The sequence below is a fragment of the Halomonas korlensis genome (assembly GCF_900116705.1).
GTDB classification, from domain to species: Bacteria; Pseudomonadota; Gammaproteobacteria; order Pseudomonadales; family Halomonadaceae; genus Halomonas; species Halomonas korlensis.
Genome location: NZ_FPBP01000004.1, coordinates 59,119 through 73,452 on the forward strand (window position 1 = coordinate 59,119; position 14,334 = coordinate 73,452).

A 14,334-nucleotide genomic window follows, 5' to 3' on the forward strand; every position below is an offset into this window, starting at 1 on the left:
CCCCGATGATCGGCAGATGCCTGAGCTGGAAGGGCTCCATACGTGCCAGCCAGGGCTCGAACTAAGCTGGGCTTGTTGGGGGGTCGCTTTTCATCATTATTGTTCTCCTGGCGGTGGGGGTAGCCAATCATAAAAAGTGCCGGCCCTCTCGGGCCGGCACTCTTATTCATTCGGCTGTCGCCAGCAGGCTGGCATTGCCACCCGCGGCAGTGGTGTCAATGCACAGATGACGTTCCACCACATAGCGTTCCGGCGAAATGGTCTGGGTCTCGAGCGACACGATGGCACCATCTCGCTTGGCCAGCGCTACGCGCAGCTCGTGAGTCCAGTCGCTAACGCCGGCCGCGGCCACCGCCGCGATGCCTCTGATGTCGCTCAGCGTCTCGGCCGCGATGCTCCCATCGAGTCCGGCGACGGGCGCCCCGGCATCGATCAGCGGCCGTACGGCCTGCGCCGCGCCTGGCGCGACGACCAACGCCGCACAGCCCGCGCCGAGGACTTGCGCTGCCTGGGCCACGGCGATATCGAGCGTCGGCCCGAGACAGAGCACCGGACCCTTCGGATACAGCGCCAGGCGGTTGCTTTCTCCCGTCGGCCCCGGCAGCGTCTGTGGTGTCATGTCCAGCGCCGCGGTCTCGGCGAGCGCCTTGCGGATCACGCCACCCTTGCCGGAAAGCGCCTTGCGCAGCACCTCGACCCGATCGGGTCGCGCCGCCCAGTTACGCGCGTCCAGTCCGTCAATGGCCGACTGGAGATCACCGAGGGTCACGGCATTCCCCTTTGGCGGCTCGTGACGTTCCGCGGCTATGGTGCGGCGGAACCGGTTGACGTAGAGCGGGCCGCCGGCTTTGGGCCCCGTACCCGAGAGGCCCTCGCCCCCGAAGGGCTGGGAGCCGACAATGGCGCCGATCTGGTTGCGGTTGACGTAGATATTGCCGACATGGATGCGCTCGACGATCTGCTGCACGCGGTCATCGATCCGCGTATGCAGCCCGAAGGTCAGTCCGTAGCCCCGGTCGTTGATGGCGTCGACCACCTTGTCGATGTCCCGTGCCTTGAAGGTGGCCACGTGCAGGACCGGGCCGAAGATCTCGCGTTCGAGATCCTCGATGCCCCCTACCTTGACCACGGCCGGGGTGACGAAGGTGCCGACGTCCGGCGCGGGCAGCGTCTTCAGTACCTTGCCGGCCTTCTTATGCGCCGCCACATAGGCGCTGATTTCGGCCTGGGCGTCGGCATCGATCACCGGCGAGACGTCGGTGTCGGTATTCCAGGGATCGCCGATGGTGAGCGCGTCCATCGCCCCATCGAGCATATGGAGCAGCCGCTCGCGCGCCTCTTCCTGGACATAGAGCATCCGCAGCGCCGAGCAGCGCTGGCCGGCTGACTGGAAGGAGGAGATCAGGATGTCGCGCACCGCCTGTTCGGTCAGCGCCGTGGAGTCCACGATCATGGAATTGAGTCCGCCGGTTTCGGCGATCAGCACCGCATCCGGCCCCGCATTCTGCGCCAGGGCCTTGTGGATGATCTGCGCCACCGGCGTCGAGCCGGTGAAACAAACACCGGCAATGCGCGGATCACTGGTGAGCGGCCCGCCCACCGTCGGGCCATCACCGGGCAGCAGCTGCAGCGCCGCCTCGGGCAGGCCGGCCTCGCGCATCAACTCGACGGCCCGCGCGGCGATCAAGGGCGTCTGCTCGGCAGGCTTGGCGAGCACCGCATTGCCGGCTGCCAAGGCCGCTGCGATCTGGCCGGTGAAGATGGCCAGCGGAAAGTTCCATGGGCTGATGCAGACGAAGATGCCGCGGGCGCTGCCGGGCTCTTCAGCCTCCAGCCGCTCGCCCTCATTGGCGTAGTAGCGCAGGAAATCCACCGCCTCGCGCACCTCGGCGATGCCATCGAACATCATCTTGCCGGCCTCGCGCGTCGTGATCACGGTCAGCTCGGCGATGTGTTTCTCGTAGAGATCGGCGGTGCGGCGCAGCACCTCGGCCCGTTCCGCCACCGGACGCGCCGACCAGTCGCGAAAGCCTTCCTTGGCGGCGTCGAGCGCGGCCGACACCTCATCCGCGGTGGCCTCGTGCACCTGGCCGACCAGGCGCGAGCCGTCGGCGGGCGACATGGCATCGCGGGCCGGCCCCTGGGGAGCCGGGTTCCCGGCCAGCATGGGCCCGGCGGTCCAGGTAGTGTCGGCGAATTCCTCGCGCGCAGCCAACAACGGCAGGATCGAGGCAGGTTCGTTGATCCGGTAGCCCCGCGAGTTCTTGCGCTCGGGGGCGAAGAGCTCGCCCGGCTGGCGGATCGATGGGCTGGGAATGGCGTCGCCCAGACGCAGCATCTCGGCCACCGGGTCGCGTGCGACCTCGCTGGTGGGAATCGATGTATCCACCACCTGGTTCACGAACGAGGAGTTCGCCCCGTTCTCGAGCAGACGACGAACCAGGTAGGCCAGCAGGTCGCGGTGCGCGCCGACCGGCGCGTAGATGCGGCAGTGCGTGCCTTCCGACTGCTTGACGATGTGGTGCAATGATTCGCCCATGCCATGCAGACGCTGGAACTCGTAGCTGTCCTTGTCGTCGCCCGCCATGGCCACCACGGCGGCACAGGTATGGGCGTTGTGGGTCGCGAACTGGGGGTAGATGCGGTCACGCCGGTCGAGCAGCATCTGGGCGCAGGCCATGTAACTGACGTCGGTATTGACCTTGCGGGTGAAGACCGGGAAGGTCTCGACGCCCATCTCCTGCGACAGCTTGATCTCGGTATCCCAGTAGGCGCCCTTGACCAGCCGCACCATGATCCTGCGGTCGAACCGCTCGGCGAGCTCGTAGAGTGTCTCGATCATTGGCGCAGCGCGGCGTCCGTAGGCCTGCACCACGACCCCGAAGCCATCCCATCCAGCGAGGCTAGGATCGGACATCAGCGCCTCGATGACGTCGAGCGACAGGTCCAGCCGGTCCTGTTCCTCGGCATCGATATTGAAGCCGATGTTGGCCCTGGCCGCCTGCTGCACCAGCTCCTTTGCTCGCGGCACGAGCTCATTCATCACCGTGTCGCGGTGGCTGTATTCATAGCGTGGGTGCAGTGCTGAGAGCTTCACCGAGATGCCGGGGCTTCCGCGCACATCGCCCTTGGCCTGCTTGGCGATCGCGGTGATCGCCTTGGCGTAGGCTTCGTGATAACGAACGGCGTCCTCGTCGGTACGCGCCGCCTCGCCCAGCATGTCGTAGGAGTAGGTATAACCCTGCTTCTCGAGCTCGCGGGCATTCTTCATACCCTCCTCGATGGTCTGGCCGAGCACGAACTGGCGTCCGAGGATCTTCATCGACCGGCCGACCGCGGTGCGCACCACCGGTTCACCCATGCGGCGCACCAGGCCGCGGAGTGCCCGCGCCGGGCCCTTTGGGTCGTCGTCCAGCACCTTGCCGGTCAGCATCAGCGCCCAGGTCGAGGCGTTGACCATCGACGACGATGACTTGCCCAAATGCGCGCCCCAGTCGGACGGCTCGATCTTGTCGTGGATAAGATCGTCGATGGTTTCGGCATCGGGCACGCGCAGCAGCGCTTCTGCCAGGCACATGAGGCCAACGCCCTCGGCGGTCGAGAGCCCGTACTCGGCCAGGAACGCCTCCATCATCGAGGGCGACCTTTCCTTGCGCACACGATCCACATAGTTCGCGCCGACGGCGGCCACCTTGCGGCGGTCGTCCTCCGACAGCTTGATCTGTCCGACAAGCTCGTGCAGCACGTCCGCCTCGGCGGCGGCGTAATTGGCACGGATGCGCGAGCGAAGCTCGCTCACGTCATCCTGCAGATGAAGGTTTGCTTCGTTCATGGTCGGTCTCTCCTTGCTACCCGACACACAGCGTCGATGCGCCAGCCGGATGTTGTCGTTGTTGTTGAAAGGCTATTAAGTCGCTTGGGTGTCTGCCCTCGAGTGGAACCCAGCGTCTCCAGCGCCAAGATGGCGGCATCGAGGACCTCGGTGGCGCTGCCTGTGCCCTGGAACAGCATGACCTCGTTGTCGGCCTCGTGTCCGATTAACAGACGTAGCCTCTCAGTGTAGTGCCTGGGTCGCGTAGTGTCTGGAGCGCTCGCTGGGACTCGAACCTCAGGTCAACTTCATTTCAACGATGCTGCATCTACGTCTCTGTTGGGCACCGAACGATTAGTGGCTCTTTATTTAGGGGGGAGGCGGCGTAGGCCTCGATTTTCCTGCCGCTTGGCGACTCAGTCGTCCTCTTCGCGGGCCTGCGCTGCGGCCAGACGCTCTTCTTCCTCTTCCTGGGCGTACTCGATGACCATCATCAGCTCGTCGACGTCGGCCGGGGTGTTGTCATGCTCGAAGCAGCCGGTCAGCTGGGTATCCGGATAGAGCTCGCCGGCTTCATAGAGCGACCAGATCTCCTTGCCGAAGTCGGTGTTCAGGAGCTCCGGGGCGAAGCGGCCGAAGTAGCGGCGCATGTTGTCGACGTCGCGCTCGAACATCCGCTCGGCGCTGTTGTTGCCGGCGGCGTCCACCGCCTGGGGCAGGTCGATGATCACCGGACCTTCCTCGGCGAGCAGCACGTTGAACTCGGAGAGGTCGCCGTGGATCAGGCCGGCACACAGCATGCGCACCACATCGCCGATCACCTTGTCGTAGTAGGTTCGGGCCTGCTCGGCGGTCAGGGTCACGTCATCCAGCCGCGGGGCGGTCATGCCCTCGGCGTCCATGATGATCTCCATCAGCAGCACGCCATCGACGAAGCCGAAGGGCTTGGGCACGCGCACGTCCGCCGCGGCCAGCCGATACAGCGCATCGACCTCTGAATTCAGCCAGGCCTGCTCCTGCTCCTTCTGGCCGTAGCGCGTCTTCTTGGCCATGGCCCGCGAGCGGCGACTGTTGCGCTCCTTGCGACCCTCCTGGTACTGGACCGCCTGCTTGAAGCTGCGCTGCTTGGCCTCCTTGAAGACCTTGGCGCAGCGTCGCTCGCCGCCCGAGCGCACCACGTAAACCTGCGCTTCCTTGCCGCTCATCAGCTGGCTCTCGACTTCATCGATCAGGCCGTCGTCGACCAGCGGTTGTAATCTCTTGGGTATCTTCATATCACCACGTTGGCATAAAACTGCCCGGCTCGGTATCCCGCGGGCGTCTCACATTATCCGATATCAGCGACCGACTCGCCTGACGCGAAACGAGCGCCCTTTCAACTTGCCCGCGCCCAGCCGTTCCAGCGCGACACCTGCCACCTCGCGCTGCACGGCCACGTAGGCGATGCTGGCGAGCACCTTGATCTTGCCCACCTGGTCGCCACGCAGCCCGGCGTCGCCGGTCAAGGCGCCGAGGATATCACCGGGGCGCAACTTCTGCTGCTTGCCCCCGCCCAGCTGCAGCGTCGCCATGGCCGGGGTCGGCGGCTCGCGCTGGAGAACGCTGCGCGGCGGCAGCGGCTCGGGTTCCAGCGACTCGCCGAGCAGCTCGGCAAGCCGCGCCAGGCGGTAGTCGTCCTGCTCGCTGACCAGGGTGGCGGCCACGCCGTAGCCGCCGGCCCGGCCGGTGCGACCGACGCGGTGCACGTGCACCTCAAGCTCGCGGGCGAGGCGATAATTGAAGACCGCATCCAGGGCGTCGATATCCAGCCCGCGCGAGGCCACGTCGGTCGCCACCAGGATCGAGGCGCTGCGATTGGCGAAGAGGATCAACAAGCGGTCGCGGTCGCGCTGTTCTAGATCGCCATGCAGCGCCAGGGCGCTGAAGCCGGCGGCGTTCAACGCCTCGGCGACCTCGTCGGTCTCGCGCTTGGTGTTGCAGAACACCACGCTTGAGACCGGCTGGAAGTGCAACAACAGACGCTGCAGTGCCGCGAAGCGGCCTGCATCGTCTGCCACCCGATAGAAATGCTGGCGAATGCTGCTCGCGTCGTGAGTCTCTTCGACCGTGACCGTCGCGGGGTCGCGCATCACGCCTTCGGCGATCGGGCGAATGCCCTCGGTATAGGTGGCACTGAACAGCAGGGTCTGCCGACGCGCCGGCGTCTCGGCGATGATCGCTTCCATTGACGCCTGGAAGCCCATGTCGAGCATGCGGTCGGCTTCGTCCAGCACCAGGACCGTGAGGACATCCAATGTCAGCGAGCCCTTGCGCAGATGCTCCTCGACGCGGCCGGGCGTGCCGACGACGATATGCGCGCCATGCTCAAGCGAGCCTAGCTGCGGTCCCAGGGGCGCGCCGCCACACAGCGTCAGCACCTTGACGTTGGGCAGGCTGCGCGCCAGGCGGCGGATCTCGCCGGCCACCTGGTCGGCCAGCTCGCGGGTCGGGCAGAGCACCAGCGCCTGCACGCGGGGGCTTGCCAGGGTAAGCCGCGACAGCAGCCCCAGGCCGAAGGCCGCGGTCTTGCCCGAACCGGTCTTCGCCTGGGCGATCACGTCGCGGCCTGAAAGCAGCAGCGGCAGGCTCTCGGCCTGGATCGGCGTCATAATGCGGTAGCCGAGCGAGTCGAGGTTGGTCAGCAGTTCCGGCGCCAGCGGCAGCGTGGCGAAGGTACCGGCGTCGGAAGCATCGGTTCCGGATGAAGCATGGGGCACGGGTAGGGACCTTGAAGAAACCTTAAGATGCGCACCGCAAAAGACGTACGGCAGACAGTGAGCGTCGGGGGTAAACGAAAGAGCGACGAGCAAGCGTCGTCAGATCGAGTGAAAGCCGACCAGCATAGCAGAAATGCCTCACGCGTGCCGTATCAGCGGTGCTGACGCCCCGGTGAAGCCTTGGCGCACTTTACCGTGCGCGTGCCGGACTTGCATATCTCGATCCGGAGGATTGAGTGCCATACTGGCCCTACAGGAGGGGGCCTGCCCGCCGGGTCGGGCCAGCCCCCACCAGTTGTCGTCACAGGGAAGGAGGCTGTCATGCAGGAACGCAAGGTCGATATCGCCATCATCGGTGCCGGCAGCGCGGGATTGAGCGCCTGGCATAAGGCGCGGCAATACAGCGACAGCGTGGTGCTGATCGAGGGTGGCGAGTACGGCACGACATGCGCCCGGGTCGGCTGCATGCCCTCGAAGCTATTGATCGCCGCCGCCGAGGCCGCCCACCAGGCCCGCGAGGCCGGCGGTTTCGGGGTCCGGGTCGACAACGTGGCCATCGACGGGCGCGCCGTCATGACGCGCCTCAAGCACGAGCGCGACCGCTTTGTCGATGGCGTCATGGCATCGATGCGCCGTATCGATGGCGCCGGCCGGCTGCAGGGCCACGCCCGCTTCGTCGACTCCCATACCCTGCTCGTCGGCGACCACACCCGGCTCGAGGCACGCACCATCGTCATCGCCACAGGGTCGCGTCCCAGCTGGCCCGATGCCTTTGCGGGCGCGGGGGACCGACTGGTCGTCAACGATGACGTGTTCGACTGGGACGACCTGCCGACCTCGGTGGCGGTATTCGGCACCGGCGTGCTCGGCCTGGAACTCGGCCAGGCGCTTGATCGCCTGGGCGTGCGGGTCCGCATGTTCGGCGTCGGCGGCTCCATTGGCCCGTTCAAGGAAGAGGCCTTGCGCCGCTACGCCGACCGCACCCTCAATGAGGAAAGTTACGTCGACCCCGACGCCAAAGTGGAAAGCATTGAGCGCGAGGGCGACGAGGTGGCGATTCGCTTTATCGAGCGCTATTCCGGCCAGTGCCTGACCGAGCATTTTACCTACCTGCTCGCCGCCACCGGACGCCAGCCCAATATCGACTCGCTCGACCTCGGCCAGGCAGGCCTGGCGCTTGATGACAAGGGGGTGCCGCACGTCAATCGCTTCACCCTGCAATGCCGCAACGCCGACGACAGCCCCAGCCACGTGTTCATTGCCGGCGACGCCAGCCAGCAGCTGCCGCTGCTGCACGAAGCCATCACCCAGGGGGGCATCGCCGGCAACAACGCCGGGCGCTTCCCGGACGTGCGCGTCGGCAAGCGCAACGTGGCGCTCGCCATCATCTTTACCGACCCGCAAATGGCCACGATAGGCGCCAGCCGCACCGAGCTGGAAGAGCGCCATGGCGGCTGCGACGCCATCGCCACCGGCGAGGCCTGCTTCGAGGATCAGGGCCGCGCCGTGGTGATTCGCCAGAATCGCGGCCTGATCCGACTCTACGCCGAGTATGGCTCGGGCCAGTTCCTGGGCGCCGAGCTGTTCGGTCCGCGCATCGAACATATGGCGCACCTGCTGGCCTGGTCGCTCGAACAGCGCATGAATGTCAGCCGGATGCTCGAGATGCCCTTCTACCATCCGGTGATCGAGGAGGGGTTGCGCAGCGCCCTCCGTGATCTCAATACCCGTCTCAAGCAGGGACCACCGATCACCGAACGCTGCATGGAATTTGGCCCCGGCGATTGACGGCTGGGGTCAGCGATCATCCGGTGGCCGGCGGGGTGCCAGGCCTTGGATATCTTCGCGCAGTGCGCTCAGCTCACGATGCAGGGCGGCCAACTCCCGAGCACCCGCCACCTCGGCCTCGTCACTCTCGGCATCGCGGCCGACGAAGAAGGTCGCGAGTGTCGCCGTCACGTAGCCGAAGACGCCAAAAGCATACAGCGAGAGAAAGACACACAGCACGCGGCCCTCGAAGGTCACCGGCCAATACTGCGACCCCATGGTGGTCATGATCATGCCGGTCCACCACAGCGCCTCGCCGTACGTGTCCAGCCCCTCGGGCACGTCGTTCTCGAAGGCGAACATCCCGGCCGCACCGGCGAACGCGACCAGCACCGTGAGGGCCAGCACATAGCCGAAGCCGCGGCGCTGCAGGCTCGCGCCCAGGGCGCGCATACCGCGGTTCAGCGAACTGACGACGCGAAACAGACGCAACCCGCGCCCCACGCGCGCCACCCGCAACAGCCGGACCACGCGAAAGACCCGAAAGATCCGCAGCGCCGGTACCAGCAGCGAAATCACGGTCAGCCAGTTGCGCTTGAGGTAGGCCCGCTTGCGGGGCGCGAGCAGCAGCTCCACCCCGAAGTTGAAGATGAATACGCCCCAGATAAGCGTTCCGATGACCTCGAACGACAGGCTTTCGCCCCAGACCAGCTCCCCGACCAGCAATGCCAGCCACACGAAGGCGAGGATCAGCATCGGCACTTCGAGCCAGTTCTCCAGGCGTTGCAGGAGCTCATGGCGCTCTTGTTCCAGCGCCTCCTTGACGGGCGCCGGAGGGTCTTTCAGGGCTTTCGGGTCCTGCCGGCCGCCGGTGTCATCGGTACGCATCACGCCTCCTTGCTGGCCACCCCGCGTTGCGACACACTCTGCGCCAGACATTGTGCAAGACGCTGTGTCAGACGTTATGAAAAAAGAGCACAGGGCAACAAAGCCAGTATGGCAGATGCCTGAAACGGGTCGTCATTCGCGACAGGCCTCACCCACGACAGAACGGCCAGACCTCATAGAAGCGCCGGCAACGAAACTCGGCCTCGCAAGAGGCCAGCTGCGCTTGATAGCGGCTGGCCCGGGAACGCACCTGGCGGGCGGTACGCATCACCTGGGGCTTGCTCCTGAAAGTGCCGCGCTGATAGCCGCCGGCACCCTCGTGGTACGCCAGGTAGAGATGTTCGGGGTTATGCAGGGAAATCCCCAATTGTCGATGCGTGCGCGCGTTGTACCAACCGATGAAATCGGTGGCATGCTTCATGTGGGTGCGCCGGGCGAAGACGCCACCGGCATCATCTTCATACTCTCCCCATACCGGATCCTGGGCCTGGGCATAGCCATGTGCCGAGGAAGGCCGGGGGCCGGGAATGATCCACAGGATGCGCGTTCTCGGCGGGCGAACATGGCTGCGAAAGGCCGACTCTTGCTGGATGAACGCCATCTGCGTGGCGATGGGCGTGCCCCATTCTTTCTGAGAATCGCGGGCGTAGTCGTACCAGGCCGGCTGCTCGCGAAAGATCTCGCAGACGTTACTCTGATCCTGGGGTGGCGACGGCGCCAGCATGGCGCACCCGGTGCTCACCAGGCCGAGCCCGCCGATCAGCGCCCACTGCCCTGCCTGGCGCAGCCAACCTCTACTCCCTCGCATGCCGCCTTCATAGTCGATGGTCTGTCGCATCCTGCTCTCCCGTCCAGAGTGCCATTTTGACGTTATCGTGTCTGGCATTGCTGAAATAGGATGATACAGGGTTCCCCCCTCAAGTATGACGACCCTGCGCCAACGACAGGGCAAGGGACTGGCAGAACAGAAAGGAATACCGAAAAGGACAGTTTAAGAGGGTTGGAAAACGCACAGACAGTACGTGAATATGGCCTAGACTAGTGAAACTCATTACAAGTCATTTTAGAGGAGCCACCATGGCATTTACTGCTACAGACCCCATCAAGATGATTTTTGCCGTGTTGTTACCGCCGGTCGGGGTATTTCTTGAGGTCGGCCTCAAGGGACACTTCTGGTTGAATATCCTGTTGACGCTTTTTGGCTTCATCCCGGGCATCATCCACGCGTTCTATGTGATTCTTAAGCACTAGCGTAAGGATAAGCACTAGCGTCAAGAGAGGCACGCCCTGCAACGGGTGATGCTGTCACTCGTTGGGGCCATGCTCGGAGTTATCCGCCTGCCCTGCCAGGCGGAGCTTTTCGATGCTCGACTTCCCTGAGCGCTCCCCGCCCAGTGGCAACACGCTGAACGAGCCATCCGTTTCCAGCACCACGGCCTCCACCTCACCCAGCCCTCGTACCCCCGCACTGCGTACCGCCGCAAAGACATCGTCCTCGTTGACGCGCTCCTTGAGCAGCGCGGCATGCAGGAACTCGCCGCGATACACCAGTAACGCGGGCTCCCCCGATACCACACTGCGAACCCAGTCGACACGCACGCCTGACCAGGTAACCGCAAACTGCATGCCGATGAGCAGCGACAGCGCCAGTGCTCCCTGGGCCAGCGTCACGTCCTTGCTAAGCAGGATGGTCGCCAGGGTCGAACCAAGTGCCACGGTGACCACCCAGTCGAAGGCGTTCATCTTCGCCAGCGTTCGCTTGCCCGAGACCCGCAGGGAAATTACCAGGAAACAGTAGGCCATCACGCCGACGATGCACGTCCGAACGAGACTGGCCCAGCCATCGAAGAACATTGGTTCCATGCATACCTCGTATTATCCATGGCCGTAACGATGGCCAGGCGATACCCAGCCGTCGACCGGCCTAAAACAGGCTCATGCGTTTCATGACGCCGTCTTGCTTGTAGAGCCAGTGAAACAGCGCACCGGCAATATGCAGCGTCACCAGGCCGAGAATCGTCCAGCCCAGCCAGCCGTGCCACATGAACAGCTGCTCGGAAAGCTCGGTGTTCTTGCCGACGAGCCCGGGAAGATGCCAATGGAAGAACTCCACGGGAAAATCACCGCTCGCGGTGGCCAGCCAGCCAAGGACCGGCTGGATCAGCAGCGCCAGGTACAGCAAGTGGTGAACGCTGGTACTCACCACCCGTTGAAAGGGCGAGAGCGGCGGCTCGTGCAGGGGCACCACGTACATCATGCGCGTCACCACGCGCGCGATCATCAGCCCCAGCATCATCACGCCGAGGGTCTTGTGCGAGGTGTAGAGGAGGTTAGTCAAGGCATTGCCGAAGCTATCGACAGCGCCCTCGAAGCCCAGAAACCCCAGCGTGAGCCCGGTCGGCAAGGAGAACAGCAGTACGCCGGCTACTAGCCAGTGGAGCACACGATGGGGATAGGCATAGCGATCCGAATCGTTCATATCCTTCTCCCTTGAAGGGCCGAACCGGCCTGTCGCTTTTTATCCTAGTTGATGCAGCCGTTGACAGCGCCTCACGGAGCCGGCGTCAACGGCGACGCGCACCCATTATGCCGGTGAGGCAAAGGCGGTATGATGGCTTGGCAACATCGACACTTATGGAGCAGAAAACACGATCGAACATACCTAGCCAGCACCGGAGGTTCTCATGAAGGTCTATAAACCTGAATGGCACTGCACGTTTAGCGTAAACGAAGGCGTGGAAGAATCAGCCAGCTGGAAAGCACGGATCGCTTGGCGCCTGCGGGAAATGGCCGACAAGCTGGAAGGTGGCGGAAGAACGCTCAAGATCGATTGCGACGTTACCCCCCGAGTAAGCCGTCAGGATGTCGATACCTGCCTAGGGAAAGGCTTTGAAGTGACCCAGAACCTGCTGACCCAACTCGCCCATCAAGCCGCCTGTGAAGACGTCATGCGTGACGCCAAGGCAGAGCTGTTCGAGCAGGCGAGTCAGCCCTGAGAACGTGAGGTTTCTGCGTCGGAGTTGCCGCACTCCATTCCGTTAATCGGGATGGGGTGTTTTCGTTGCTGATGCGGCCGTCCTGTCTGAAGCCGCTTCGCTACTGCCGCTCGTGCTGGCCGTCCACGTCTTCCTGCCGTTTAACTAGATGTCATGCCTAGGACGTCACGGTGCAACAGCCTGGTGATGGCAAGAGGAGAAAAATAAGAGGAGAGAGTGAAAGCATCGTCAGGCATCTGGCGCCACGCTCGAAACCTCCACTACTATCTTGAAATACGTCTATACCAGTCGTAAAACGCCCTGAAACACCCCCACCAAGGAACAGGCGATTTCCTTTTACCAGGTCTTCTTTGTGATCAAGGAGTCCGTGTCATGGAAGTGTCGGAAGTGTCTTGCGAACTGCCAGCGGAGTTCATGGAGCAGTTGCTCGAGGCGTCGGATGCGCCGCCTGTTTTTTTCGAAATCGATGCCTTGCTGGGTCAACGACTTGCCAGGGCCAAGGCGCGACTCGATCGCCTGGAACGCGACCTCGTGACCCGTGATTACAGCGCGCTTGCGACCGCACGCGTGGAGTTCGCGTTGGCCTCCCGGGCGATGGCAGATCATCTGATGGCCTGCGGTCTGTCTGTCAGTGAGAACGACTGACCTACCGAGATTGAATCTTCCCAGGCCCGGTCCTCATGACGTCATCGGCAATAGGCTCATCCCGTTTGCCTGGCCCTTGCTCTTGCGCGATACATGTCCTTTAACTAAGTTGCCGTACGGGGCGTCGCCGACTATTATTCAACGCACGAAGATACTTGTTGCAGACAGCGTTGTCGTCATGGCTTGCGGCGGCGGTTCCCGATTAAGGAACCAACCTCGAGCGGACACGCTGTTCCCCCATGGCCTGGCGCCTCATCGATGAACGCGAGCGTCGCGAAACACGATAGCCCAGAGGTAAGTAATGGTGATACAAGCTCGACGCCTCATGATCTGCTGCCTGACGAGTCTGCTGACGCTAGGCATGGCCGGCAGCCTTCAGGCCCACGAAACAACCGTCAAGACTCAGCAGGGGGTGGCGTCCTATTACAGCGACCACTTCCAGGGCAAGACAACGGCCAGCGGCGAACCCTTCGACCAGCAGGAAATGACCGCCGCACACCCCACCCTGCCGTTCGGCACCAAGGTGTTAGTGGTACGCGAGGATACCGGCAGCCAGGTCGAGGTGACTATCACTGACCGTGGCCCTTACGCCAAGGGGCGCATCATCGACCTTTCCAAGCGTGCCGCCAAGAAGCTGGGCATGCTCAAGCGCGGCACCGTGCCGGTGATGGTCACCTCCGTTCAGTAACCTATTAGCCTAGTAACCTACTGACGGTCGAGCGTTCGGCATCTTTCTATCTGCCGCAGAAGCCTCCCAATCGTCTTCCCGTACCGAACAGCATCACCCCTCGCGGCGGTGTTGTCATTCGCCCTTGTGGGTCAGGCTCATCAAGTAGATCGCTGCCGCCAGTGCCAGCACCGACAGGGCCAGGTAGATCGCATCCAGGGGGGTCTGGAAGCGAATTTCGACCACGGCACGAAAGAACTCGATGATGACCGCCAGGATCACGACTCGAGCGATCTTGTCCTTGAGCTGGTCGAACGACTCGACATTGAAGGGATGCCTGGGGGAGTGATCTTCCGTTTGCTCGATGGGCGACACGAAAAGCCGGTAAACGCCCAGTCCAAACACCAGCAGCACGATGGCGATAAGGTAGATATCCACCGCAATCACGATGTTGGGCACTACCGTTTCGTGGATGTCCTCTCCGCTGCCCAGGAGATAGTAGGTGGCGGCATCAACAAGAACCGCGAAAATGTCGAGCGTTCCGATGATGAACAACACCAGCGCGCCCAGCAGGCTAGGGATCACCGCTGCCATGACGAGGAACCGCGAATTCCACAGGAAGCGTTCGATGCGCTGTTCCAGTTTGCCCTGGGGGCGCTTGGGGGGCGTTGTATTGTCCGGTTCTGGCATTTTCTCTCCCCTTAGACCGGAAACTTGAGCCCGGCAACCTGAGCATTGTGGACGTGTGCTGCACCTTATAGGTTTCGCACCTTACGTGTTCTTCAGCCTGTTCGCGAGACCGTC

13 protein-coding genes are annotated in these 14,334 nt (G+C 63.4%); 5 read left to right on the forward strand and 8 right to left on the reverse strand.

From position 1 onward, the window contains the following. Nucleotides 1-166: 166 nt before the first annotated feature. From putA to dbpA, 3 genes are all read right to left on the reverse strand, one after another. Complete coding sequence (putA, locus tag BM341_RS06965; protein ID WP_089794325.1) at nt 167-3,832, reverse strand: bifunctional proline dehydrogenase/L-glutamate gamma-semialdehyde dehydrogenase PutA; 3,666 nt, start codon at nt 3,830-3,832, stop codon at nt 167-169. A 395-nt stretch (nt 3,833-4,227) separates the two neighbouring features. Continuing rightward, nucleotides 4,228-5,085, reverse strand: a complete 858-nt coding sequence (locus tag BM341_RS06970) for a PA4780 family RIO1-like protein kinase (protein ID WP_089794327.1) — start codon at nt 5,083-5,085, stop codon at nt 4,228-4,230. Between the two features lie 63 nt (nt 5,086-5,148). After that, nucleotides 5,149-6,567, reverse strand: coding sequence for an ATP-dependent RNA helicase DbpA (gene dbpA / locus BM341_RS06975; protein WP_089794329.1), 1,419 nt, complete (start codon nt 6,565-6,567; stop codon nt 5,149-5,151). Nucleotides 6,568-6,888: 321 nt separating this feature from the next. On the opposite strand from dbpA, the gene BM341_RS06980 reads away from it, so the two are divergent. Beyond that, on the forward strand, nt 6,889-8,355 hold the full coding sequence (locus tag BM341_RS06980; RefSeq protein ID WP_089794331.1) for a dihydrolipoyl dehydrogenase: 1,467 nt from the start codon (nt 6,889-6,891) through the stop codon (nt 8,353-8,355). A 9-nt stretch (nt 8,356-8,364) separates the two neighbouring features. Here the strand turns inward: BM341_RS06980 and BM341_RS06985 are convergent, their stop codons facing one another. Together BM341_RS06985 and BM341_RS06990 are read right to left on the reverse strand one after the other, a co-directional pair. Next, on the reverse strand, nt 8,365-9,222 hold the full coding sequence (locus BM341_RS06985; protein WP_089794333.1) for an ion transporter: 858 nt from the start codon (nt 9,220-9,222) through the stop codon (nt 8,365-8,367). A gap of 148 nt (nt 9,223-9,370) precedes the next feature. After that, nucleotides 9,371-10,060, reverse strand: a complete 690-nt coding sequence (locus BM341_RS06990; protein ID WP_245784200.1) for a transglycosylase SLT domain-containing protein — start codon at nt 10,058-10,060, stop codon at nt 9,371-9,373. Nucleotides 10,061-10,299: 239 nt separating this feature from the next. Between BM341_RS06990 and BM341_RS06995 the strand changes: the two genes are divergently transcribed. Next, complete coding sequence (locus tag BM341_RS06995; RefSeq protein ID WP_089794335.1) at nt 10,300-10,473, forward strand: YqaE/Pmp3 family membrane protein; 174 nt, start codon at nt 10,300-10,302, stop codon at nt 10,471-10,473. A gap of 54 nt (nt 10,474-10,527) precedes the next feature. Here the strand turns inward: BM341_RS06995 and BM341_RS07000 are convergent, their stop codons facing one another. Continuing rightward, the gene (locus BM341_RS07000; RefSeq protein WP_089794337.1) at nt 10,528-11,085 is read right to left on the reverse strand and encodes a DUF421 domain-containing protein; all 558 of its coding nucleotides are present in this window, start codon (nt 11,083-11,085) and stop codon (nt 10,528-10,530) included. Between the two features lie 61 nt (nt 11,086-11,146). Then, nucleotides 11,147-11,701, reverse strand: coding sequence for a cytochrome b (locus BM341_RS07005; RefSeq protein WP_089794339.1), 555 nt, complete (start codon nt 11,699-11,701; stop codon nt 11,147-11,149). 205 nt (nt 11,702-11,906) lie between these two features. On the opposite strand from BM341_RS07005, the gene BM341_RS07010 reads away from it, so the two are divergent. The 3 genes from BM341_RS07010 to BM341_RS07020 all read left to right on the forward strand — a co-directional run bounded on the left by BM341_RS07010 (nt 11,907) and on the right by BM341_RS07020 (nt 13,551). Beyond that, complete coding sequence (locus BM341_RS07010) at nt 11,907-12,218, forward strand: hypothetical protein (protein WP_089794342.1); 312 nt, start codon at nt 11,907-11,909, stop codon at nt 12,216-12,218. A gap of 372 nt (nt 12,219-12,590) precedes the next feature. Then, entirely contained in the window at nt 12,591-12,863 is a 273-nt protein-coding gene (locus BM341_RS07015; protein ID WP_089794344.1) for a hypothetical protein, read from the forward strand. A gap of 361 nt (nt 12,864-13,224) precedes the next feature. Beyond that, a complete protein-coding gene (locus BM341_RS07020) occupies nt 13,225-13,551 on the forward strand; it encodes a septal ring lytic transglycosylase RlpA family protein (protein ID WP_245784217.1) in 327 nt (108 codons plus the stop codon). 114 nt (nt 13,552-13,665) lie between these two features. Here BM341_RS07020 and BM341_RS07025 read toward each other — a convergent pair whose 3' ends face one another. Continuing rightward, nucleotides 13,666-14,220, reverse strand: coding sequence for a YqhA family protein (locus tag BM341_RS07025; RefSeq protein WP_089794345.1), 555 nt, complete (start codon nt 14,218-14,220; stop codon nt 13,666-13,668). Between the last annotated feature and the right edge of the window lie 114 nt (nt 14,221-14,334).

Bases quoted from the DNA above. Each gene is read 5' to 3' on its own strand.
- putA (WP_089794325.1), bottom strand. From the start codon at position 3,832: ATGAACGAAGCAAACCTTCATCTGCAGGATGACGTGAGCGAGCTTCGC.
- BM341_RS06970 (WP_089794327.1), bottom strand. From the start codon at position 5,085: ATGAAGATACCCAAGAGATTACAACCGCTGGTCGACGACGGCCTGATC.
- BM341_RS06980 (WP_089794331.1), top strand. From the start codon at position 6,889: ATGCAGGAACGCAAGGTCGATATCGCCATCATCGGTGCCGGCAGCGCG.
- BM341_RS06985 (WP_089794333.1), bottom strand. From the start codon at position 9,222: ATGCGTACCGATGACACCGGCGGCCGGCAGGACCCGAAAGCCCTGAAA.
- BM341_RS06990 (WP_245784200.1), bottom strand. From the start codon at position 10,060: ATGCGACAGACCATCGACTATGAAGGCGGCATGCGAGGGAGTAGAGGT.
- BM341_RS06995 (WP_089794335.1), top strand. From the start codon at position 10,300: ATGGCATTTACTGCTACAGACCCCATCAAGATGATTTTTGCCGTGTTG.
- BM341_RS07000 (WP_089794337.1), bottom strand. From the start codon at position 11,085: ATGGAACCAATGTTCTTCGATGGCTGGGCCAGTCTCGTTCGGACGTGC.
- BM341_RS07005 (WP_089794339.1), bottom strand. From the start codon at position 11,701: ATGAACGATTCGGATCGCTATGCCTATCCCCATCGTGTGCTCCACTGG.
- BM341_RS07010 (WP_089794342.1), top strand. From the start codon at position 11,907: ATGAAGGTCTATAAACCTGAATGGCACTGCACGTTTAGCGTAAACGAA.
- BM341_RS07015 (WP_089794344.1), top strand. From the start codon at position 12,591: ATGGAAGTGTCGGAAGTGTCTTGCGAACTGCCAGCGGAGTTCATGGAG.
- BM341_RS07020 (WP_245784217.1), top strand. From the start codon at position 13,225: ATGGCCGGCAGCCTTCAGGCCCACGAAACAACCGTCAAGACTCAGCAG.
- BM341_RS07025 (WP_089794345.1), bottom strand. From the start codon at position 14,220: ATGCCAGAACCGGACAATACAACGCCCCCCAAGCGCCCCCAGGGCAAA.